Origin of the sequence: Psychrobacter lutiphocae DSM 21542, assembly GCF_000382145.1 — a bacterium.
GTDB lineage: Bacteria > Pseudomonadota > Gammaproteobacteria > Pseudomonadales > Moraxellaceae > Psychrobacter > Psychrobacter lutiphocae.
Window position 1 is genome coordinate 159,505 of record NZ_KB907622.1, and the last position, 22,513, is coordinate 182,017.

General features: G+C 41.4%; 16 protein-coding genes. 8 read left to right on the forward strand and 8 right to left on the reverse strand.

The window, feature by feature from the left end:
* The first annotated feature begins 6 nt into the window (after nucleotides 1–6).
* The 5 genes from H140_RS0100775 to H140_RS13640 all read left to right on the forward strand — a co-directional run bounded on the left by H140_RS0100775 (nucleotide 7) and on the right by H140_RS13640 (nucleotide 7,658).
* Nucleotides 7–858: an undecaprenyl-diphosphate phosphatase gene (locus H140_RS0100775; protein ID WP_019671747.1), complete on the forward strand. Its 852-nt coding sequence runs from the start codon at nucleotides 7–9 to the stop codon at nucleotides 856–858.
* A 28-nt stretch (nucleotides 859–886) separates the two neighbouring features.
* A complete protein-coding gene (locus tag H140_RS0100780) occupies nucleotides 887–1,873 on the forward strand; it encodes a class I SAM-dependent methyltransferase (RefSeq protein WP_019671748.1) in 987 nt (328 codons plus the stop codon).
* Nucleotides 1,874–1,952: 79 nt separating this feature from the next.
* The gene (gene pgsA, locus H140_RS0100785; RefSeq protein WP_019671749.1) at nucleotides 1,953–2,627 is read left to right on the forward strand and encodes a CDP-diacylglycerol--glycerol-3-phosphate 3-phosphatidyltransferase; all 675 of its coding nucleotides are present in this window, start codon (nucleotides 1,953–1,955) and stop codon (nucleotides 2,625–2,627) included.
* A gap of 395 nt (nucleotides 2,628–3,022) precedes the next feature.
* On the forward strand, nucleotides 3,023–7,024 hold the full coding sequence (purL, locus tag H140_RS0100790) for a phosphoribosylformylglycinamidine synthase (RefSeq protein ID WP_019671750.1): 4,002 nt from the start codon (nucleotides 3,023–3,025) through the stop codon (nucleotides 7,022–7,024).
* A gap of 277 nt (nucleotides 7,025–7,301) precedes the next feature.
* Nucleotides 7,302–7,658, forward strand: a complete 357-nt coding sequence (locus H140_RS13640) for a hypothetical protein (RefSeq protein WP_019671751.1) — start codon at nucleotides 7,302–7,304, stop codon at nucleotides 7,656–7,658.
* A 65-nt stretch (nucleotides 7,659–7,723) separates the two neighbouring features.
* On the opposite strand, the gene H140_RS0100800 is transcribed toward H140_RS13640, so the two are convergent.
* Together H140_RS0100800 and H140_RS0100805 are read right to left on the reverse strand one after the other, a co-directional pair.
* Nucleotides 7,724–8,596: a hypothetical protein gene (locus H140_RS0100800; RefSeq protein ID WP_019671752.1), complete on the reverse strand. Its 873-nt coding sequence runs from the start codon at nucleotides 8,594–8,596 to the stop codon at nucleotides 7,724–7,726.
* Between the two features lie 55 nt (nucleotides 8,597–8,651).
* A complete protein-coding gene (locus H140_RS0100805) occupies nucleotides 8,652–8,867 on the reverse strand; it encodes a hypothetical protein (RefSeq protein ID WP_019671753.1) in 216 nt (71 codons plus the stop codon).
* A 188-nt stretch (nucleotides 8,868–9,055) separates the two neighbouring features.
* Here H140_RS0100805 and H140_RS0100810 point away from each other — a divergent pair, with 188 nt between their 5' ends.
* Nucleotides 9,056–10,975 carry an acyltransferase family protein gene (locus H140_RS0100810; protein WP_019671754.1) on the forward strand — a complete coding sequence of 640 codons (1,920 nt, stop codon included), beginning with the start codon at nucleotides 9,056–9,058 and terminating at the stop codon, nucleotides 10,973–10,975.
* Between the two features lie 74 nt (nucleotides 10,976–11,049).
* A complete protein-coding gene (locus H140_RS0100815) occupies nucleotides 11,050–12,957 on the forward strand; it encodes an acyltransferase family protein (RefSeq protein ID WP_019671755.1) in 1,908 nt (635 codons plus the stop codon).
* Nucleotides 12,958–13,387: 430 nt separating this feature from the next.
* Here the strand turns inward: H140_RS0100815 and H140_RS0100820 are convergent, their stop codons facing one another.
* Nucleotides 13,388–14,269, reverse strand: coding sequence for an N-acetylmuramoyl-L-alanine amidase (locus H140_RS0100820; RefSeq protein ID WP_227672897.1), 882 nt, complete (start codon nucleotides 14,267–14,269; stop codon nucleotides 13,388–13,390).
* A 445-nt stretch (nucleotides 14,270–14,714) separates the two neighbouring features.
* Here H140_RS0100820 and H140_RS0100825 point away from each other — a divergent pair, with 445 nt between their 5' ends.
* Nucleotides 14,715–15,164, forward strand: coding sequence for a DUF2147 domain-containing protein (locus tag H140_RS0100825; RefSeq protein ID WP_019671757.1), 450 nt, complete (start codon nucleotides 14,715–14,717; stop codon nucleotides 15,162–15,164).
* 132 nt (nucleotides 15,165–15,296) lie between these two features.
* On the opposite strand, the gene H140_RS0100830 is transcribed toward H140_RS0100825, so the two are convergent.
* The 5 genes from H140_RS0100830 to dapC all read right to left on the reverse strand — a co-directional run bounded on the left by H140_RS0100830 (nucleotide 15,297) and on the right by dapC (nucleotide 22,445).
* A complete protein-coding gene (locus H140_RS0100830) occupies nucleotides 15,297–15,845 on the reverse strand; it encodes a DUF421 domain-containing protein (RefSeq protein WP_019671758.1) in 549 nt (182 codons plus the stop codon).
* Nucleotides 15,846–15,874: 29 nt separating this feature from the next.
* Complete coding sequence (locus H140_RS0100835; RefSeq protein ID WP_019671759.1) at nucleotides 15,875–18,121, reverse strand: D-alanyl-D-alanine carboxypeptidase/D-alanyl-D-alanine-endopeptidase; 2,247 nt, start codon at nucleotides 18,119–18,121, stop codon at nucleotides 15,875–15,877.
* A gap of 106 nt (nucleotides 18,122–18,227) precedes the next feature.
* Nucleotides 18,228–18,845, reverse strand: a complete 618-nt coding sequence (locus tag H140_RS0100840) for a 3'-5' exonuclease (RefSeq protein WP_019671760.1) — start codon at nucleotides 18,843–18,845, stop codon at nucleotides 18,228–18,230.
* Between the two features lie 25 nt (nucleotides 18,846–18,870).
* The gene (locus H140_RS0100845) at nucleotides 18,871–21,096 is read right to left on the reverse strand and encodes a DUF294 nucleotidyltransferase-like domain-containing protein (RefSeq protein WP_019671761.1); all 2,226 of its coding nucleotides are present in this window, start codon (nucleotides 21,094–21,096) and stop codon (nucleotides 18,871–18,873) included.
* A gap of 86 nt (nucleotides 21,097–21,182) precedes the next feature.
* On the reverse strand, nucleotides 21,183–22,445 hold the full coding sequence (gene dapC / locus H140_RS0100850; RefSeq protein ID WP_019671762.1) for a succinyldiaminopimelate transaminase: 1,263 nt from the start codon (nucleotides 22,443–22,445) through the stop codon (nucleotides 21,183–21,185).
* Nucleotides 22,446–22,513: the final 68 nt, after the last annotated feature.

The following is a 22,513-nucleotide window of genomic DNA, read 5'->3' on the forward strand; positions in this document are numbered from 1 at the left end:
TTTATTTTGGATTTATTACTCATCTTGCAAGCCATTATCATGGGTATCGTTGAGGGTATTACTGAATTTTTACCCATATCCAGTACTGGCTACTTAATTCTTTCTGCTGATATTATGGGGTTTTGGACGAAAGATAAAGCAGACTTGTTTATTGTTGTGATTCAGCTTGGTGCTATCTTGGCTGTCATTTATGAGTATTGGGGACGGCTATGGCATGCTTTAATGGGACTAATTACTGGTAAGTCTGAAGGTGCAAATACACTGACCAACCCACGTCAATTAGGATTGAGTCTAATTGTAGCCACCATTCCAGTTATGATTGTTGGCTTCACGATGGCAGATCAAATCAAGCAATATTTGTTCAATCCCTATACGGTTGCCATGATGCTTATCATTGGGGGATTACTGATATTTTATGTTGAACGCAAGCAGATTGACCTTATTGCTAAAGAGGCTGAAGACGTCACTTTAAAAACAGCATTAATGATTGGTCTGTTTCAATGCTTAGCACTGATTCCAGGTACTTCACGTTCAGGCTCAACCATTATTGGTGCACTTTGGCTGGGTGTCTCTCGTAAGGCAGCGGCTGAATTTTCTTTCTTTTTAGGGATACCTGTTATTGTTGGTGCTGGTCTATTAGATCTATTAAAGCATAAAGATGTTTTGAGCAGTGGCCAAGATTGGTTGGTATTAGCAGTAGGTATCGTGGTGTCTTTTGTGATTGCGCTACTGTGTATCCGCTGGTTGGTGGATTGGGTCAGTCGCCGTGATTTTACGATTTTTGCTTGGTTACGCATTGTGACAGGTGTGCTGGTATTAATGGTGTCTTGGCTATTTGGCTATAACATTGAGGGTTAGTTTGTCACAAAAAGGTAGCACTTGTCAGATGACGAATACAACTACAAACAGGCATGCGAATGTCCCTTTAATTTATCCAATAACGCTATCAAAACAAAGAGTCGATAGCCTTTTAGCACTGATAGCTAAGGCAAACATACCGCTTACCTTAACGCCAGTTGCCGTTGAGCAAAAAATCAATCAAAAATTACGTAAACAGCTTTGTGCTGAGTATAAGCAGCCTATGCTTATGTTTGATGCCAAAGGACAGCTGTCATTATTAACTGGGCAGATGAGCGTTGCACCTGCTTGGCATAGCTTACAGCGACGTGTGGTCAGTGCTGGACGCAAGTCTGAGTTGTTATTGCAAGCGTGTAAGCTCAATGAAGGTCAGCGAGTATTGGATGCCACTGCTGGCTTTGGTCATGACAGTTTAATCTTAGCTAGTACTGGAGCGCAGGTGGTAATGCTTGAGCGCAATCCCATTATGGCATTATTATTACTGTATGAACAACAGTCGATGGCAATAGAACCTAACTGGAAAAAGCTGATGCAACGGCTTGAAATATATTGTGCTGATGCGGTAGATTATATGCAACAGCTGTCACAAGCTTCAATAGCTACTTCACTTTCAACGCCAACATCGTTATCAACTGTGTTTGATGTGGTGTATTTAGATCCTATGTTTCCAGATAATAGTTATACTCATGCTAGAAAAGATAAAGTGGATCATGCTAATACAAGTAGTAGCAACCATAAAAAAAATAAAAAAAATAAAGAAGGTAATAGTAAAGGCGCAAAAGTAGGTAAGCATATGCAGGCGCTGCATAAGATTGCCTTACCACCTAATAGCGAAGAAGAGCAAACTTTGCTTCAGCTAGCATTAGCTAGTGTTGGGGCTATCGATGGTTTAACAAAAGCAGGGAGGGTAGTGGTTAAGCGGCCAGTAGCAGCGCCACTTTTTGCCAATATAAAAGCAGATGAGCAATGGCAAAATGATGTGCTACGCTTTGATGCATATTTTGCTCATATTTAGCCTTGTTTGGCTAGAGGCTTACTAATTAATGTGATTAATGCTAAGCTAGCCATCACTTAAATGCTGTTTGAAACTTATTATGACTCAACTATCTCCACAGCCAAATCAAAAGTCAAATCAAGAAGCAAGCATCTTTAACTTGCCAAACAATCTGACCATTGCCCGTATTGCAATGATCCCCTTGTTTGTGGCAATTGCTTATTGGCCGCCTGCTTTAGGTATAGGCGTGCCTATGATTTCTGATAATGCTATTGCCAATATTGGTATGAACATGGCCGCTTTTAGTGACAGTATGTTACGTCATTTGATTTTGACCTTATTGTTTGTATTGGCGGCTATTACTGATTGGCTTGATGGCTACTTGGCTCGTAAAATGAATATTGTCTCTGCATTTGGTCGCTTTTTAGACCCTGTCGCTGATAAGCTCATGGTAGCAGTAGCTTTGATTGTCTTGGTGCAGTGGCATCCGAATATCATTATGGCGATTGCTGCTATTGTGATTATCTCACGTGAAATTGCGGTATCCGCATTGCGTGAATGGATGGCGGAGCTTGGCGCACGTACCAGTGTGGCGGTGTCTTATGTGGGCAAATTAAAAACCACGTTTCAGATGATATCTATCACAGTGTTATTATTAAACATTGAGTCATTAGAAACCATCGGCTATGTGTTGATGGTAGCGGCTGTGGTACTAACCTTATGGTCGATGATGATTTATATGCGTGCTGCTTGGCCTTATTTAAAACAAAATTAGCGTTAACAAATAGACTAAACTAAACAGTCTAAGCCAAACAATCCAAGCCAATTTGATAGCACTCATTTTAATCAAAATAATCAAAATCAATCAAACCAATCTCACGCTCTAATTTGCTTTAGGGCGTTTTGTTGTTTTATGCACAGAATACAGAGTTACTTGCATTAGCGGATACTTTCTCACACGATATAGTCACAGCCATATAAAAGAGTTACAGCGTTAACCTCGTTTAGCCTACTTCAGTAGTAATTGCACTCGGTTGCCTTGTAACTCATTTATCTGACTACAACTATAATGTGCCACGTTTATCTTAATATCTTGTTATAATAGACCCTAAAACTCCCTAATTACTTTATCCCACTTATTACCCATTTAGATACTGCGGAAATTGCCTTATGATGATCCTTGCTGGACACCGTTTTTTAACCGAATTTAAAACCAATCAACTGATTGAACAGTTAAATAGCCAAGCGGCATTGAATGTAACAGGCATCAACACCCAACAAGTGTACGTCCTGTCACGTGAGCTTAATCAAGCCGAGCGCAGTAAAGCGTTAGATTTGCTTAATCAAGGTAAAGATGTTGACTTAATCACGCCAGAAGCGGATCAGTGCCAAGTTGTGGTTAGTCCTCGTTTTGGAACGATTTCTCCTTGGTCTAGTAAAGCAACGGATATCTTTAACAACTGTGAGTTGGATATTGAGCGTATTGAGCGGGTTATTGTATTTACTTTAACAGGCGACAATTTACCTGAAAAATTGCCAGCTGTAGCTGAGCGGATTTTGCACGATCGCATGACTCAAAGCTTGGTTTATGATCTTAACAAGCTGGCGCAGTTATTTGATGACCACACGCCTGAGCGTCTCAAACATATTGATATTATCGGTGAAGGTCGTGAAGCATTAGAGAAAGCCAACCGTCAATTTGGTTTTGCGTTATCATCAGAAGATATTGACTATCTAATGAACGCTTATGTTGATGAGTTAAAACGCAATCCAACCGATGTTGAGTTGATGATGTTTGCGCAAGCCAACTCAGAGCATTGCCGTCACAAAATCTTTAACTCAGAGTGGACGATTGATGGTGAGGTGCAGCCAAACTCGCTGTTCCAGATGATTAAAAATACCCACAAAGTCAGTCCAGAAGGTATTTTGTCAGCCTATAAAGACAATGCTGCTGTGATGGAAGGCTTTAAAGAACAGCGTTTTTATCCGTTGCCACAGACACAGTTAAGTGATGAGTTACTATCGACAGAGATGCATCAATATGGCTTCCATGAAGAAAATATTGATATCTTAATGAAGGTCGAAACCCACAACCACCCAACTGCAATCGCTCCGTATGCGGGTGCGTCAACGGGTGCTGGCGGTGAAATTCGTGATGAAGGTGCGACCGGTCGTGGTGGTAAGCCAAAAGCTGGATTAACGGGCTTTAACGTTTCACACCTACATCTGCCAGATTTACCAGAAAAGTGGGAGCTGTCAGGTCAGGTCAATAGCAAAGACTATGGCAAGCCAGACCGTATGGCGTCAAGCTTAGAGATTATGACCGAAGCGCCATTAGGTTCAGCCAACTTCTCCAATGAGTTTGGTCGTCCAAACTTGTGTGGTTATTTCCGCTCATTCCAGCTAGACACCAGCGCTGCCAAAGACGGTAGCGAAATGCGTGGTTATCATAAGCCAATGATGGTGGCAGGTGGTTACGGGAACATCAAACGTAACTTAGTTGAAAAAAATGTCATCCAAGAAGGCGATTTACTAATCGTACTTGGTGGCCCTGCGATGCAAATCGGTCTGGGTGGCGGTGCCGCATCTTCAGTGGACAGTGGTGAGCTTGATGAAGGCTTGGACTTTGCATCAGTTCAGCGTGATAACGCAGAAATGGAGCGCCGCTGTCAGGAAGTTATCGACCGCTGCTGGGCACTGGCCGGTGATGATATTGAAGCGAGCAATGCTGGCAAAGATGGTAACCCAATTGTCTCAATCCATGATGTTGGTGCTGGCGGCTTATCAAATGCGATGCCAGAGCTGGTCGATGACCACGAGATGGGCGCACATTTGAACCTACGCCGTATTCCGTCACTAGAGGCGGGCATGTCACCGATGGCTATCTGGTCGAATGAAGCGCAAGAGCGTTATGTACTTGCGATTCGTCCTGAGAGCCAAGAGTTATTCGATGCCATTTGTAAGCGTGAGCGCTGCCCGTATGCCATCTTAGGAACAGCCACTAAGATTCGTCAATTGCAAGTTGATGATGCGTTATTAGAGGATCAGCCAGTTGATATGCCAATGCAAGTGTTGCTTGGTGGTACGCCGCAGATGAAGCGTGAGTTTGAGCGTAAAGACACAGCGCTTGCCTCTTTACAGCTTGATGATGTTGCAATCAATGAGGCGGTACATGATGTACTACGTCATCCAACCGTTGCTAGCAAGTCATTCTTAATTAGCATTGGTGACCGTTCGATTACTGGTATGGTGACTCAGGATCAGTATGTAGGTCGTTACCAAGTACCAGTGGCAGACTGTGCAGTAACCAGCTCAGGCTTGCTGTCTAATACTGGTGAAGCAATGAGTATGGGTGAGCGTCCACCAGTGGCGTTAATTAGTCCAGCGGCTTCAGCACGTTTGGCGGTAGCAGAAGCCATTACCAATATTGCTGGTGCCCGTATTGACAAAATTTCAGATATTACCTTATCTGCCAACTGGATGGCGGCTTGTGGTGATGACAGTGAAGATGCCGCACTTTATGATGCCGTCTATGCGGTAGGTAAAGAGCTGTGCCCAGCGTTAGGCATTGCCATTCCAGTAGGTAAAGACTCACTATCAATGCGTGCCAACTGGCAAGATGAGGGTGAGGAAAAATCAGTCGTTAGCCCAATGAGCTTAGTCATCTCTGCATTTGCACCAGTACAAGATGTGAATAAAACGCTAACTCCTGAGCTAAAAAATGCAGACGCAGGCTTATATCGCTTAGACTTATCACGTGGTAAGTTGCGCCTTGGTGGTTCAATCTTAGCGCAAACTCAAAGCCAACTTGGTAATGAATGCCCAGATCTAGAAGATCCACAAGATTTAGTGAGTTTCTTTAACTTTATCCAAGCTGCGAATAAACAGGGTGTCATCAGTGCTTATCACGATATTGGTGATGGTGGTTTATTGGCAACGGTCGCTGAAATGCAGTTCACCAACCGTTTGGCGATCAATCTAAATTTAAATGATGATAATTTTCTAGGTCATTTATTTGCTGAAGAGTTGGGTGCAGTGATTCAGGTATTGCCTGAGCATATTGAGGCTGTAACAGCATTGGCTGAAGAATACCAGGTGTCAGCGATGTTAAGCTTAATTGGTCAAACTTTTGCAACCCCAATTGGTGGTGCTAATCAAGACCAGCTAACTATTATAACGCCGCAGCATCAAGCTGATAATGCCCTTGTATTTAGCCGCAGTGACTTACAACAAACTTGGTCGCTAGTAAGCTATCATATCGCTAAGCGCCGTGATAACCCAGCCTGTGTACAGCAAGAGTTTGACTTGATTGCAGACCCCACTCATTATGGCTTGATTGCTCAAGCCAACTTTGATTTAAATCAAAAAGTGGAAGTGCCATATTTAAACAGCCGTCCAAGCAAGCCAAAAGTCGCTATCTTACGCGAGCAAGGGGTGAACGGTCAGTTAGAAATGGCAGCAGGCTTTGTCCGTGCAGGCTTTGATGCGGTAGATGTTCACATGAGTGACTTGCTGGCAGGTCGCATTGACTTACGCGACTTCAACGGTCTGGTCGCTTGTGGTGGCTTTAGTTATGGTGACGTATTGGGTGCTGGCTCTGGCTGGGCAAACTCAATCTTATTCCATGATGAGCTACGCATGCAGTTTGTGCGTTTCTTTACTCGCCCTGATACCTTCAGCTTGGGCGTGTGTAACGGTTGTCAGATGATGGCGCAGCTAAAAGACTTAATTCCAGGTGCGGAAAACTTCCCACGCTTTACCTATAATAAGTCAGCCCGCTTTGAGGCTCGTACTGTGAATGTCAAGATTGAGCGTACCAAGTCAGTCTTGTTAAAAGGTATGCAAGACAGCATTTTACCTATCGCTGTGGCGCATGGTGAAGGTTTTGCCACCTTAAATCAGACGGATATTGATGGCATGGCAAATCATGGTCAAGTTGCGATGCGTTATGTTGATAGTCAAGGTAACCCAACCGAAACTTATCCACTGAACCCGAACGGTTCACTTGGTGGTGTGACAGGTATTTGTAGCACTGACGGTCGTGTGACATTAATGATGCCACACCCTGAGCGTACGCTACGTGCGGTCAACCACAGCTGGAAGCCAGACGAGTGGGCAGATGACGGTGCGTGGATGCGTATGTTCCGCAACGCGAGAGCTTGGTTACGCTAGTTTAAGCCTCTGAATAGATTCTACTCCCTCCTTTTACAAAGGAGGGCTGGGGTGGATTATAAAAGGTGAGTCATTGAGTGGCTCACCTTTTTTATGGCTTATTTTTAATTCTAAATATCACAAGTTAAGCCAACCTTTCATTGCTATGAGCTATATTACATGGATTATTCATACCCATATTACAAAATCGACAAAGAACTCTACTTTTAACTTACCATCAAAACTTGTATCTTAATGACATAAATTTTGATTAACCGTATGGTAACTAAGGGCAACTATGATTATTATTGAATTGGTCGAAGGAGAAGAGACGCTTGAGGATATCGAGCGGATTTGTCGGCATTTCTTAGAGCGTGAAGATATCCAAACACTGGTTACTGATGATCAGCTTAAAGAGATTAAGGCTATCTTAGAACCAACGTTAAGAGAAGATGGTAATGAATCTAAAAAAAGAGCGCTATGGAAAGACTTATTAGATAATCTGGTTATGACTGACCATCATGGCGCTAAGCTACATTTTTTTAGAGATAAAAAGCACAACAGACTATACTTTGGAAATCAGGAAGGTTATGAAACCATTACTGAATTATCAGAAAACGAAGACTCAATAACCTCATCTAACGAACGCTTATAAAATTAGGTTGAAGATAAAAGGTGAGCCAGAAATGGCTCACCTTTTTTAAATATTAACAACCTATTTTAATTCCATATCATAGGCTCATAGGGGTAAATCTTAGCCTTTTTTTCCCAGTATTCTAATTGATTAGACACATCGTTTAGTTCTCTATAATAATTAATAAGATTATGTATAGCAGTAGGATTGCTGTTATCACCTAATTCTTCGATTATTTTTAATAAGCTGTCAGAGCATGATGGGTCTGATTGTATTAAGTCTCGTGTTAATAGACTGGACTTAACGCTTTCTGAGCCAGCGTGTAGAAGAAGTGCTTCCAAAATCAAGCCATATTCGTCAGAAGCTATATTAGGTGATGACTTGGTGATGCTTTCAGGGTATCCAAATGGTGCCATAAGTAAAGCATATATGTATTCTTCAAATCTATCAGGATAATAATGTTGGTGAAACTCGTTGAGCTTTCTTAAATACATAATGGACTTATACTCATCTCTAGGTATATATTTTCCTGTTAAGTTATGGATATAAAGCTCATATAGTATACTTATAGCGTCTTCTTGAGCTAAAGTTTGAACAGTGTCATGTTTATTAGAGTCATCTAAGGCATCCAACTCAGAATAGGTTGGAAAGCTTTGAACGTTTTTGAACATGATACGTTCGTCAGCAAATTTACTGAGCATCTTTAGCCTATGTAATTCTTCCTGATCATTGATAACAGGTTTTTCTGCCTTAATAGGTTGATAGTGCGAAGCTTGAATAGGTTGATAGTGCAAAGCTTGCTGATAATTAAAATCACAAAGATTAGTAAGGAGTGGTGATATTAGCCCCATACTTTGTAAATTGTTATCGGGATTAACTATGTCTATCATTGAGTGACTAGGCACTGATGAAAGTATTGTTGAGATAAGCAGCAGTAGTGGCTTTATATGTTTCATCATGTGTGTATTCCAAAGTCATTTATGATTAAGCTTTTTGTAATAAAAGCGAAGCCAATTATTTCTCTGAATTACTGCCTTTACTCTTCGCTTGCGCCTTGGCAATCAGCTCTTTCACTCGTGCGCTTTCTTTTAATACACAAGCTTCATAAGCAGACAGATCTTCAGCTTCTCGCTTAGCTTGTTGTTGCGCCAGCTTTTCTTGCTCGGCTTTACGTTTAAAGTAGGCTTCTAGCTCTTTAGGTTGTGAGTAGTCTGGTTGTGAAGGACTCATGAGGGGCTCCTAGCTTATTTGATTAAGAATAAACTGTCATGCCGCTTATTCTAGCATTATGTGCTTGGCTAAGGGCAAAGCACAAAACGTGAAGTGTGGATAATAAGGGTATATTCATAGTAACTATATAGTAACTATGGGTATAATATGAAACCTTTGCTCTTATTACAGAATATAGAATCGACCATATGAAGTTTAGAACAGATATTAACGGCCTAAGAGCTGTTGCAGTGATAGCGGTTGTGCTATTTCACTTTCATGCTGCATGGATGCCAGGCGGTTTTGCAGGTGTGGATGTATTTTTTGTCATCTCAGGGTTTTTGATGACAGGCATTATTTTTCGTGGTTTTGAAAATAATAATTTTTCATTAGCACAGTTTTACTTGGCACGTACCAATCGTATTATTCCAGCCTTGGCTGCTTTGTGTTTTGTGATGATGTTATTTGGTTGGTTTTATTTGATGCCACTAGATTACAAGGCACTTGGTAAGCATGCTTTAAGCAGTGTTGCTTTTATTTCTAACTTTATTTATCTCAATGAGTCAGGTTATTTTGCTGCTGACTCTCATGAAAAATGGCTGCTACATACTTGGTCGTTGTCTGTTGAGTGGCAGTTTTATTTGCTATATCCACTGGTACTAATGGCGTTACATCGCTTGTTTTCGCTTGAAAAATTAAAGGTTGTTTTAATTTTCAGTGCACTGCTGAGCTTTGTTGTTGGTATTTGGACCTCAATTAATGCGCCAGAGGCTGCTTATTTTTTATTGTTCCCTCGCGCATGGGAAATGATGGTAGGTGGTATTGCTTATGTGTATCCGTTAAAGTTAGGACAGGGTAAAAAGCGTTATTTAGAAGCATTGGGCTTGCTAATGATTGTCGGCTCTTATGCTTTTATTTCTGCAGAGGATGCGTGGCCAGGATATTTGGCTCTGTTTCCTGTGCTTGGTACGTATCTGGTTATTCAGGCACAGAACGATAGTAGCTTTATTACTGGCAATGCGGTGTTTCAAAAGCTGGGTGCATGGTCGTATTCTATATATCTGTGGCATTGGCCGATTGTCGTGGCTATCTTTTATTTTGCGTGGCCGAGCTACTATGCTTACCCTGGGATGCTGTTGTCAGTACTACTAGGCTATTTGAGTTATAAGTATATTGAGCGATTTAAGTTTAGGCGCGATTATAGTCGATTGATTGAGATTGTTAAAATTAAGCCTTTATATCTGGCATTAGCGATGATTATTGTTGGCCGTGTAGTGTATAAAACTGATGGGTTTGATACCCAAATACGGGCAGGGGCCACTTCTGAAAAAGCACAATTTTTAAACCATTATGCCAATGAACATCGGCAATTAGACGAAGCTTATTGGTTAAAGTGTGATACTTATGATGCGTTAGATAACCGCGGCACCTATGAGACAGACCCAAGCTGTGTGACAAAACAAGGCGATGGGGGCGTATTTTTATGGGGTGATTCACATGCAGAAGCGCTATCGCTTGGACTGCGCCAATTATTGCAGCCACAAGATATACCGTTTTATCAAAAAACTTCCGCAGGTTGTAGTCCATCCTTAACTGCTATGGAAGGTTCTGCTAGTATCGCAAAACAAGCCTGTGATTATTCAAATAAGTTAGCGATTGCAAGTATTGGTGAGGTGAACCCAACCTTAGTGGTAATGACTCAGGCCAAAAACCATGATACTCAAGACTGGATAAGCATTAGTAATAAAATTCAACAAATATCTGATGCTACTGTGGTGGTGGTCGGACCTGTACCTCAGTGGGAGCCATCCTTACCAAAAGTGATGACTAAACCAAGACACTGGAAAAAAGATGAGCGGATGATTGTTGATGAAGGTTTGGACTTGAAAGTTATAGCTACTGAGCAGGCAATGATGAAAAAACAACCCACTGAAGAATATCATTATCTATCATTGGTGCAAGATTTGTGTACGGTAGCAGAGGGTGTTTATGCTTGTCGCGTGCGTGGTTATGATGACACTTTATTACAGGTCGATTATGGTCATTTAAGTCAGCAAGGCTCTATATATGTTGTCAACGAAGTTTTAGGCCAACCAATTCTGGATTTGTATCAAGCAGCGGTGCATTAGAGCCCTGTTGACCCCATAGCATTTTTGATGAGTGCTACTGGGTAAACCATATCGTATCTATATTGAGTTAGCCTATGAAGTTTAGAACAGATATTAACGGTCTAAGGGCTGTTGCAGTGATAGCGGTTGTGCTATTTCACTTTCATGCTGCATGGATGCCAGGCGGTTTTGCAGGTGTGGATGTATTTTTTGTCATCTCAGGGTTTTTGATGACAGGCATTATTTTTCGTGGAATAAAGAGTGACAATTTTTTACTGTCTAAATTTTATATGGCACGAGCCAATCGGATAGTACCAGCATTAGCCGTATTGTGCATTAGCTTGCTTTTATTTGGTTGGTTTTACCTAATTCCGTTAGATTACAAGATGCTAGGTCGCCATGTTGCCAGTAGCATGGGATTTTTCTCCAACTTTAACTACAACAATGAAGCGGGCTACTTTGACACCGCCTCGCATCAAAAGTGGCTACTACACAGCTGGTCACTGTCTGTTGAATGGCAATTTTATATTATTTATCCGTTAATCTTAGTGCTGCTGCGTAAGCTATTTAGCCTAGAGTCTTTAAAGCGAATCATTGTTGCTTTTGCTGTCATTGGTTTTGTTTATTGTATTTATGCATCGAAGCAAATGCCAAGCGAGGCTTATTACTTACTGCCCTCGAGAGCGTGGGAGATGTTGGTGGGTGGTATCGCTTATTTATATCCTATCAATATTGCCAAACCGCATAAAAAATATGCTCAGTGGCTAGGTTTAGCCGCCATTGTGGGATCATACTTTTTAATCTCTGCTGACAATGCGTGGCCCGGTTATCTGGCATTATTTCCCGTATTGGGTACTTTTTTAATTATCCAAGCACAGCGAGAAGATGGCATCATTAGCCGTAGTGTTATTGCTCAAAAGCTGGGCACTTGGTCATACTCCATTTACCTGTGGCATTGGCCGTTAGTGGTAGCAATTTATTATTTTGATTTTCCAACATACAGCATATTTATTGGGATATTACTGTCTGTGATATTAGGTTATGTCAGTTATTATCTGATAGAAAAGCGCAACTGGCACTCTTCATATCAAGGTGTTAAGAAGGTACTGACTTTTAAGCCCTTATATTTAATGATATTGATTGCAGTTGCTGGTCGTGCAACATACAAAACCGAAGGCTTTATTTGGCACTATCCTGAAGATGTGGTTGTGGCAACAAAAGAGGCGGGGAATATCAACCCTTATAAATGCAAGCAGGATAGGGCACAGCCCTGCTATATTGGAAATGCAGATAATATACAAGCCATTATGATAGGTGATAGCCATGCAGATGCTACGGCAGCTGCACTTGCAGATATATTTGATCTTGATTCGTCAGGTATCGTGACAATGACAGAATCGGCTTGTCCTTTTTTGGTTGGGTATGACCGCTTTCCAGGCTGTGAGCCACTTAATGAGGTTAGGCTTCAGTTTTTACAGCAAAACTATCCTGATGTGCCAGTTTTTATGGTTAGTAGAGCATTAGCCTATGTATATGGTGGTGATCATAATTTACAAGATGCGCATGCAGTAGCGTCATCACAAATGCCAAGTGTGACAGAAGTTGAGCAAAAGTTGACACAGTTTAAAGAGCAAATAGCGCAGACCTTAGAGGCAGTTTCCGAGACGCATCCTGTGTATGTTGTTGCACCGATACCCGAAATGCACACTGACATTCCAAGAGCTTTGAGCAAGTCGCTTTTTAAAGGAGAAAAAAAAGACTTATCTATTTCTACGGTAGAGTATGAGACAAAGACAGCACCAGTGATCGATATCTATCAGCAGGTAGCACCTAAGTACAATGCTCAGATATTATATCCAGCGCTTTATCTATGCCCAGAAGATCGCTGTTTGGCAGAGATTGACAATCGACCTTTATATTTTGATGATGATCATCTAAGTGAGTTTGGTAATAGATTGTTGATGCCGATGTTTCAAACGGCGATGCTAGATTTTGCACAATAATAGCACGCTCTATTATTTAATTTTTATATAATAACTTATTAATTTTTGATAATAACTTGATAAACAATATCAAGGGCTGTATCTATTTTAACATTATCTGTAACTAGCTTAAATTTAAATATCTTAGGTTTGCATCAAAAGTGCAATTTCAATTGAAAGGGAGTGGATAGATGTGATAAATCTAGCACTTTCTTTCACCACAAAGTAAATTGCCATGACATACACACATTTATCCGAAAAAGAACGATACCATATTGAGAAGTAGAGCGGCTAAAAGGCAGTGGTGACCTTAATGTCAACGCATCCTAACTCGCACTAGCGTATTAATAAGATTAAAGCCTTGTTGCCTGAAGTGATGCCTGTCTATCAAGCGGCTGTGAAGGTGCCATAACGATTTGTTTGCTCGCTCGCTTATTTTCACTTCACTCGATTATTGGTGATACTTTTTATTAAGTGCTTTTAAAATAGCATAGGTTTCTAAGTCCATAACGCCAGTAGGATGTTGTGGACGGAAATGCAATTGAAAGGCATAAACCACGTTACGGCTTGCTTTATCCCACTCATCAGTAGTATTGATATCATAGCCATAATCGCGTAGAGCCTGTTTTATCTCTAAAATAGAGATGTGATCAAAGTCAATGCTGTTCATAAAATAGCGTTTATCAAATTCATCATACCAAGCACCGATGCCATACTCTTTATATAGTCGTTGCCATGGAAACTTAGCACCTGGATCTATCTTACGTGATGGGGCCAGATCTGAGTGGCCTATGATATGAGTCGGTGCTATATCATATTGTTTTGCAAGTTTGGCAATCAAGTAGGCAACCTTCTCAATCTGAATCTCTTTAAAGTCTTCATAATGCGCATAAGCATAATACTCTGCATCAGTATCACGTAGTAGCTGACGATACTCTGGCTTTATACCTGGATTGACAATTTCAATACCAATTGAAGTGTCATTTAAGGTGTTTCGATTGGCAAATGCTCCTTTACCAGCATGCCATGCGCGCTTGTCATCAGCAACTAACTGATAAATTTTGTGATCATTATGATCCATAATTAAATAGTGAACACTCACGTCACCTTGGGTTAGCTGCTTTAAAGAGCGCTCATTATTACCGACTGTATAATGAATAACGATAAATTTAATGCGCTCTTCTTGGCCTTGAGAGTGATAGCTGTGGCTGTCAATTACAAAAGGATCTGTGGTGGTGCAGCTGGTTACGGTTAATGCAAAGCCAAAAGCAAGGCTTAAAGAAAGTAGGAGTCTGTGTGTGTGCTGAAAGAAGGTCATAGTAGCGGTTGTCATAAAAAAAAGAGAGTGTTAATAAAGATAAAAACAAAAAAACTGTTAAACAATGGGTTATCAATTTAAATTAAAGCGATTTGTAGTTTACTGTTGTGACTTATGACGCTTAGCTAGTTTATGGTATTTAACTGGTTTATGATATTCAGTTTAGATTCAATATTAGAGGCAGTGTGGAGATAGTGCTGAGCATAGATTAGCATAAGGCTTGAATTATACCCAATTGTTTCTTAATTATATAACTTTATATTATTCATATAGTTTTAAGCTAAATTTCATGATTTATGCTCGACAAATTGGATATTAACTTGTATGATTAGCTTGTTTTGCCTATCAACGCTTATATAGATTGCCATTTAATTATGGCGTGTTGTTATGAATAGCAACCAGTTGATTGAGCAAATATTTAACACCTTAAATGGATTTAATTTTTCGATAGGAGTCGAGTATGAAACGTTTTACTACTTTATTAGCAACTGCAACTTTAACTGGTTTAATGTCAACAGCCGCGCTAGCTGCCTCATTAAATAATACGCAATGGCAGTCAGTGGATGATAAAACTGGAGAGAAAAAAGCCGTTATCAAAATGACAGAAAGAAACGGCGTTGTCACAGGGACTATTGTTAAAGTCAATGACGCCTCAAAAGCAAAAGAGGTGTGTTCTAAGTGCTCTGGCTCATTAAAGAATAAGCCAATTGTTGGTCTTCCTATTCTCACTGGCTTAAAAGCTGATGGTAATAATAAGTGGTCAGGCGGTGATTTAGTAGATCCAGAAAGTGGCAAAGTTTATGGTGGTACTGTAGAGCTAGCGCCAAATGGTAGATCGCTTAAATTGACGGGTAATGTTAAAGGTATGTCGTTCTTAAAACGTAGTCAAACCTGGACCCGTGTTAACTAATTTTAGCTTATTTAAATATCATTGTAAGAATTGAAGACACAAACTAGCAATATACCCTAGTTATATCAAGAGATATAAAGCAAAATGAAGGTTAGAAAACGATGGTTTTCTAACCTTTTTTAAGGCTTGAGCTTACTGCGAAGCAATGACTTGTAGTGTGTCAGAGGGCTTAATATTGCCTTCAGCATCATAGCGGTCTTCTGGCTGCCGTTTGCGCATTACCGTCAGCTTAGCATCACTTTCAAATACGACTGCTGCTACCTCATCAAAGTTATGGATGCCTTCAGCACGTATGGCGCACTCTATCTCTTGGCGTGTCAGACGCTCTTTACGCATTGCTTCAGGTAAAAATTGACCTTCGTAAAATACCACTCGTGGCTCAGAAAGAATCAGGCTCGCAAACTCTGGCGATATGGCAGAATACTTTGTCACTAAGTACTGAAGCAGTAGCAAAGTCATGATGGATGCCATACCTTCAATAATAGGGACGTTATTTAAAATAATTGTACTGGCACCAATAGAACCAATCATAACAGTAACAACCCAATCAAAATTATTGAGCTGAGAGTTGGCTCGTTTTCCAGATACTTTATGGAATAAAACAATACAAATATAAACGACAACTGCCGAAATAACAATACGAGCTAGGGTTTGCCAACTGTTAAAAAAGATATTTTCCATAAGATTTATCCTGTTAGTTAGTGTCCTGTTTAGTGCTGCGCAGTCCAATCCAATAAGGTGTCGAGTACATAACGGGCTTCATAAGTATTGAGTGGCTGCCCGCGGTTGCTATTGATGATACCGACTATGACATAATCTTGTCCAGATTGCCCATGTACATAACCTGCCATTGAGGTGACATTATTCAGTGTCCCTGTTTTAATCCATGCCTGACCAATGGCTTTGGAGTTTGGCAAGCGTTTGGCATGTTCCGCGATAGTACCGCTGATACCTGCAATACCTAATGAATTGGCATAGGTTTCAAAGCTTGGATGCTGATAGGCGAAGCTTAGTAGCTCGGCCAAATTGTCGGCTGTAACAAAGCAATCACGGCATAAGCCTGAGCCATTGGTCATTACTGGCGCTGGGGTTTGTAGCTTTTTTTGCCACCAGTGGTTGATGGTTGCAAGCGCCTTTGTATAGTTGGAATAGGTGTCTTGTTGAGTCTTGATTGCTTTAGAGTCAACATAATTACTGGCCTCTAGGGTGCTGGCATTGACAAATAGTGGTAGGGTTAAGGTTAACTGCTCTGTCATCACATTATTTGAATAGTGGTTAATATCGTGAATTTGCTGTGACAAAGGCAAAGATGGAAAGCTAACAAAGGGCAAAGGTACTGCTGGTATTAGTGAAAAATGCTGACGAGCACTCAGTTTAGCGTCATTCTTATCTTCATGGTTTTTATTTATGACGTTACTCGTTATCCGAGTTCCTAGATAAGTCCCATACTTGGTTTTATGTGGTGATTCGGTGTTGATGACTGTACCCGTTAAGGTATTGCTTAATCCCAAAAACTTAATATTTCCAGTCAGTGAGTTGCCTAAATTCAACCACTGATATTTGATCACCCGAGCAGCAAAGTCTTTGGCATCTGGATAGGCAATAAAAAAGTTACCTCCATTACAAGTGTCTGGCAATGCCTGATTAAAGGTCAATTTATCTGGCATCCAGCGTGGTGTCAAGGTTGAGAGAGCAGTGCTGCAGTGTCCTGAATAACGAATGGGCAGGATATCGGGCAGCTCATAATCGGCCAGCATCGGCTGATAATATGCTTTGGCCAGTCCTTGCTGTGCCTCATTGAGTAGGGGTAAGGCGGCAAGATAGACAGTGCTAAAGTTTACCAGCAGTCCATCTGGACTGGCGTTGTAAGGGCGTAATGGGTCATTATCAAAGGCGGCTGGATCTTTGGTCACCCCTTGAAACACTGAGCTGTCGAGGATGATATTGCCATTGATATGGTGAATACCATAATCTTCTACTTGTTGCAGTAGCATGGCTAGACGCTGATGGGTGAGCTTGGGGTCGCCGCTGCCTTGGATAATTAAGTCGCCATAGAGGGTGTTGCCAAAAATAAAGCCGGTGTGATAGACCTTGGTAAACCATGTAAAATCAGCACCTAATAAATCTAAAGCGACAAACGTAGGTATCAGCTTCATGGTGCTGGCTGGGGTGCGAGACACATTGGCCAGATGACGGATAGGGTGTTGAAGCGGCTCATTATTGGTGGGTTTGGTTTGTATTTTTGCCTGCGTTTTTTCTTGGTTTTTTTGTAGATATTGGTCTTGAGTGCTGGTCGTGGTTACCGAGGCTGTGTTAGTTGCAGTGCTTTTGTTAATTGCAATGCTGCTATCACCACCACTGCCACCATTAGCACTAGAGGTGCTGGTGCTAATGGTGGCAGAGTGCGCCGCTGATGCTGAGGTATTTAATGTAGGTGCTTGCTCTGGTGGTAGAGCATCTGCTGAGTCTGGTTGCGCCAAAGAGGATGGCCTAGGAACCACCAATTTAGCTAAACGGCTAGGTTGTGAGTTACTAGATTGTGAGTTACTAGGTTGTGAGCTATTATGTTGTTGGTTTTCGCTGTGAACATGTTGTGTTTGAAAGACTGGAACGACCACTAAGCTGATGTCATCGGTAGAGATATTGGCCTTGCTCAGGGCGTGCTCAACTGGCGGGGGTAATTGAGCATAGGCGGTGATACTGGTAGCAAAAATAAGGCTCAAGGTAGCAGCAATTTTTGTTATTGCTGAGGTTGTTTTTTTGATGCCTTGGTTTGAGCTGGGTTGATGCTTATTAGCGAAATAAGAGGGGCTGTTAACGAAATAAGAGGGTTGGAGGTTGGGTACTTTGACCGCTTTATCTGCTCGCACCGCTTTATCTGCTAGCATTGGTTTAATGGTGTTAGAAGTTTTGGCTTTAACAATATTAGCAGCGTCAGTGACTTTAATAAAAGACATAAAATTTAGATTTAAATTACGCAAGATAGTTACTCTCATTGATGACAAGATAATGACAAAATATCAGTGGTTTGGCTTCACATTAACAATTATAAAACCCTATATATTAAGGCGTTAAATGTAAAAAAGCCATCGCTGTCATCAAGGCATCATTATAAGCGTCATGAGCGCCAAGCTCTGGAATACCCAGCTCATTACAAATAGCGGTTAGCTGCTGCGCTTGGTGTGCAACGCCTTGGGTACGGTTGCCGCTATAACGATTATAAAGATGGCGAATGTCAATCACTGGATTGGGTAGCGGTGTACCCATATAGGCTTTAACTAAAGGGTTTAAAAAGCTCATATCCAGCTGGGGAAAAAAACCAACTATCGGGCGGTTGCCAATAAAGGGTAATAAGCTTGCTAACATCTGCTCATAGCTTAACCCTTGCTCGACATCTATTGGGCGTAGTCCATGAATAATAATGGTGTCTTTGGTTGGCATCACAGGTGGACGACAAATTAAATGTAATCCTTCAGCCGTATCTATCACCGAACCGTTGATATGAATAGCAGCGACAGAGAGTAGGTGATTTTTTTTGGCATTGAGTCCAGTCATTTCACAATCAATGGCAACCCATTGCTTGTCAGTCGCAGGTGCAAACATAGAGGTATATTCAGGACGTGATAATTGTCGCTGATACCAAGACGCCTTTAAGCGCTGTGCTGTGCTGCGAATACTCATGATCAAACTCCATTTGTGATAAAAATTAAGCAATCTCTAATTGATAGCGTTGACGTAGCTCATTTTTAAAGCTTTTTACCACATTTAAACACTCTTTTAATAAGTCTCTTTCTAATGCTGATAAAGTAGTGGGATCAACTTGGCGTGCGGTTTTATCCTCAGTTGCTAAAGCAATGTCGAGCCGCTGCGCCATAAAAAACTCCAACACATCATTAAGTGTTTCTGCGCGTTTGGCACTAATAACCTTTGCTCGGACCAAGGCTTGAAGGCGTGCTTTGCTACTAGTGACATCTAAGATATCCTGCTCAAGTGCCAAGGTGCGAATACCATGCACTAAAGGGAAAAGCCCTGCTTTTTTTAAATCTATATCCTGTCCTAACGGCTTGCCAATTAGTGGCATGAACTTCTTCCACCATTGGCTGACATCACCAAACTGTAACGCAGCTTGTGCAAAGCTGCGAATAAACATCGGATCAGCACTACGGTGCGCCACTTGTAAGTGTTTGCGCAATCCTTCTAATAGGCACTCGTCGCCGCATACATAGGAGGCATCTAATAAGGAAGCTAACCATATGGCGTGTTCAGGCTGATTTTGATGAAACCAATTACTCACTTGTGATTTAAACTGAGCAAGTGGTAGTCGCCATTGTGGATTGTTCATCATGATATTGCCATCACACAGTGGGTATCCCATTTCTGCTAAGGTTTGATTAAATAGATCTGCATAGGCTGCTAGATTTGAGTCATTAAAGCCATTTCTGATAATTAGCGCATTGTCTTGATCGGTACGCATGATTTGCTCACCACGACCTTCAGAGCCCATGACAATAATACAAGTATTGTTAAAGACATCATCTGGCACAATCAAACGCCAAAGCTTGGCAAATACGTGGGCATTTAATACTTGTACGATACGACTAATCACCCCAATTTTAATGCCATTATGGTGTTGTGAGCGGATATAACGACCTATTTGATCAACAGGTATTTTTAGGCTTTCAATTGTCTCTGCCTGCTCTATTTGAACTGTAATTAGCTGTGAATGATGGCTCAAAAATGCCAGTAGATCACTTTGACCGAGTACACCAATCACTTCTTGATTGGCATCCAATACAGGTAGCCTGTGTACTCGGTGGCGTATCATAGCCAGCAAGGCTTCACTGACGTCTTGATCATAAGCTATGGTATGCAGTTTGAATTTGGCATAATCTCGACATAAGGTGGTATTCATATCGATTCGCTCACTGACTGCACGGCAGATATCTGCATCAGTTAAGATGCCAAGATTGTGTTGCATAGATCGGGTGGGGTGGCGCTCTATGTTGTTGATGCGTTTGACCAATACATGTTTTAACCCAGCTTGGGTCATGGTTTTTGCCGCCTCATATAAGCTGGCAGTTTCAGAGATGGTATGTACCTCGAGCATACTGATGGCAGTTACTGGCTGTAACATGAGCTGTTGAGACTCTGCTTGAATGCTATTAGCTGGAGCTTGGTTTGTGGTTGTATGTTGAGCTTCGCTATTGGCAGTATGAGCCAGATCTGCATCTTGTTCTGGTAGGGAGTTATCCAAGGTATTTGGCTGATTGGTCTGAGCCACTTTATTAAAATATAAATTGCTACCAGAGTGTAATGGTTGCTGTGAGTGCAATGGCTGTTGAACAGTAGGTTGTGCAGTCAATTGAGATGAGTGCTCTTGCTGTGATAATGGCTGTACTAAAGGGGAATAAAGATGATGTGAATGAGCAAAACGTCCAGATTTTGTGCGCTCATGATAGGCCTTCATTCGCTGTGCAAGCTCACCGCTAAGCAGGTTGCAAATATGTTGATTTTGGCGTGATAGCTTGTCGATAACTTGTGCGCTGACTTGTAGCAATAAGCTATCTTCAATCGCTTGATAGTGATAAAAAGGGCTCTCTGCTAGGTTGTGGTTGGTTGCTTCAGAAGCTATTGCTTTGTTAAATCTGGCATCAAAGCTTGCATCAAAAACAGTCATGATGCTACCGTCTGGCTGCTTGCGAGCATCAAACCAGTCATTGCTATAAGTGCTGGCAACAAACTCGCCCACTTCATCACCAGCGAGTATTTGCTGGATACGTCCTTTTAATACCACATAAAAATACGGATAGTGCTCTGCGGTTAAAAACTCCTGCTTGGCTAAATACAAAATTTTGGCATGCTTTTTTAACAGTAGACGCTCATTGGCGTTTAATACGTCAAATGGTGGTTGGGTAAAGTCTAGTCTGCTCATAAACCGCTCCCTGGTTTTATTGCATTTATTTTATTGTTGCTGTTTTATCGTTTTATTGTCTGTTGTGCTTGGTTAAGTGAGCACAATTAAATCGATTTTTCTAATAGGCTTTTGATACGTTCAATAGCCTGTTGGCTTTCTTCGATACTGGCAACCAAGGCGAGACGTACAAATCCCTTGCCTGGGTTAACACCATCAATCTCACGTGACAAATAGCGTCCAGCTAGTGCGTGAATATTTAGTTTTTCATATAAAGCTTTTACAAAGGCTTCATCATCTGGCTCACCCTGAGCATCGACAAAAGGCTTGGGCGCTTGCACCCACAGATAAAAGCCGGCATCTGGTTTGCGTAACGTCAACTTGTCGCCCAGATGCTGCATCCATAACTCAAATTTTTGTGCGTATAACTGCCGATTTTGTGCCACATGCGTTTCATCTTGCCAAGCTGCGATAGAAGCCAATTGATGGTGAATGGGTAGAGCACAACCTTGATAGGTGCGGTACTGTAAATAAGGGCGTAGCAAGTTGGCATCACCAGCGATAAAACCTGAGCGTAGACCAGGTAAGTTTGAGCGCTTAGATAGTGAGTGAAAAACGACACAGTTTTGGTAATTATTACGACCAAGCTGAGCACAAGCCTCCAGTAGACCTATGGGCGGCGTATCAAAATATAACTCACTATAACATTCATCGCTGGCAATAATAAAGTTATGCTTATCCGACAGATCAAGCAATGCCTGCCAGTCCTCTAGAGTAAATACAGCACCTGTGGGATTATTGGGACTACAAACAAAGACGATTTGGGTGCGATCCCAGACTTCGCTTGGTACCAAATGATAATCACCTTTAAAGTCATTATTAGCTGTGCAAGGTACAAAGTATGGTGTAGCACCTGCTAGTAATGCAGCGCCTTCATAAATTTGATAAAAAGGATTGGGCATCACTATGAAAGGAGCGCTATTTGATAGAGTACAGTTCGTGTTTTGAACTCTACTTGGATTTGATGTATTTGAATTAATAGCAGCTTGTACAAAGCTAAACAAGGCCTCACGAGTACCCATAACAGGAATAATTTGACTATCAGCACTGATGCTATTTAGGGAAAAGCGCTGTTGTAGCCAGTCACCGATAGTTTTACGTAGCTCAGGCAAACCATTGGTAGTAGGGTAGTTTTGTACTTTATTTAGATTATCAGCTAAGATTTGTAGTACAAATTTTGGTGGCTCATGTTTAGGCTCGCCAATACCAAGCTTAATAGTGTCGTAATCTTTGTTGGCTATTGAGTCGGCTAACAAAGTTGCCATCTTGGCAAAGGGGTAGGGATGTAGTAAGTCTAATTTTGGATTCATAATGTGTTTGGGTGCCTGTTAATTAAGTATCAGTATCGGTGAACTTTATGCAAATGCCACTGCGTTAA

Bases quoted from the DNA above. Each gene is read 5' to 3' on its own strand.
- H140_RS0100840 (WP_019671760.1), bottom strand. From the start codon at position 18,845: ATGAGTATTCGCAGCACAGCACAGCGCTTAAAGGCGTCTTGGTATCAG.
- H140_RS0100830 (WP_019671758.1), bottom strand. From the start codon at position 15,845: ATGGAAAATATCTTTTTTAACAGTTGGCAAACCCTAGCTCGTATTGTT.
- H140_RS0100825 (WP_019671757.1), top strand. From the start codon at position 14,715: ATGAAACGTTTTACTACTTTATTAGCAACTGCAACTTTAACTGGTTTA.
- H140_RS0100835 (WP_019671759.1), bottom strand. From the start codon at position 18,121: ATGTCTTTTATTAAAGTCACTGACGCTGCTAATATTGTTAAAGCCAAA.
- dapC (WP_019671762.1), bottom strand. From the start codon at position 22,445: ATGAATCCAAAATTAGACTTACTACATCCCTACCCCTTTGCCAAGATG.
- H140_RS0100800 (WP_019671752.1), bottom strand. From the start codon at position 8,596: ATGATGAAACATATAAAGCCACTACTGCTGCTTATCTCAACAATACTT.
- H140_RS13640 (WP_019671751.1), top strand. From the start codon at position 7,302: ATGATTATTATTGAATTGGTCGAAGGAGAAGAGACGCTTGAGGATATC.
- H140_RS0100845 (WP_019671761.1), bottom strand. From the start codon at position 21,096: ATGAGCAGACTAGACTTTACCCAACCACCATTTGACGTATTAAACGCC.
- purL (WP_019671750.1), top strand. From the start codon at position 3,023: ATGATGATCCTTGCTGGACACCGTTTTTTAACCGAATTTAAAACCAAT.
- H140_RS0100780 (WP_019671748.1), top strand. From the start codon at position 887: ATGACGAATACAACTACAAACAGGCATGCGAATGTCCCTTTAATTTAT.
- pgsA (WP_019671749.1), top strand. From the start codon at position 1,953: ATGACTCAACTATCTCCACAGCCAAATCAAAAGTCAAATCAAGAAGCA.
- H140_RS0100805 (WP_019671753.1), bottom strand. From the start codon at position 8,867: ATGAGTCCTTCACAACCAGACTACTCACAACCTAAAGAGCTAGAAGCC.
- H140_RS0100820 (WP_227672897.1), bottom strand. From the start codon at position 14,269: ATGACAACCGCTACTATGACCTTCTTTCAGCACACACACAGACTCCTA.
- H140_RS0100815 (WP_019671755.1), top strand. From the start codon at position 11,050: ATGAAGTTTAGAACAGATATTAACGGTCTAAGGGCTGTTGCAGTGATA.
- H140_RS0100810 (WP_019671754.1), top strand. From the start codon at position 9,056: ATGAAGTTTAGAACAGATATTAACGGCCTAAGAGCTGTTGCAGTGATA.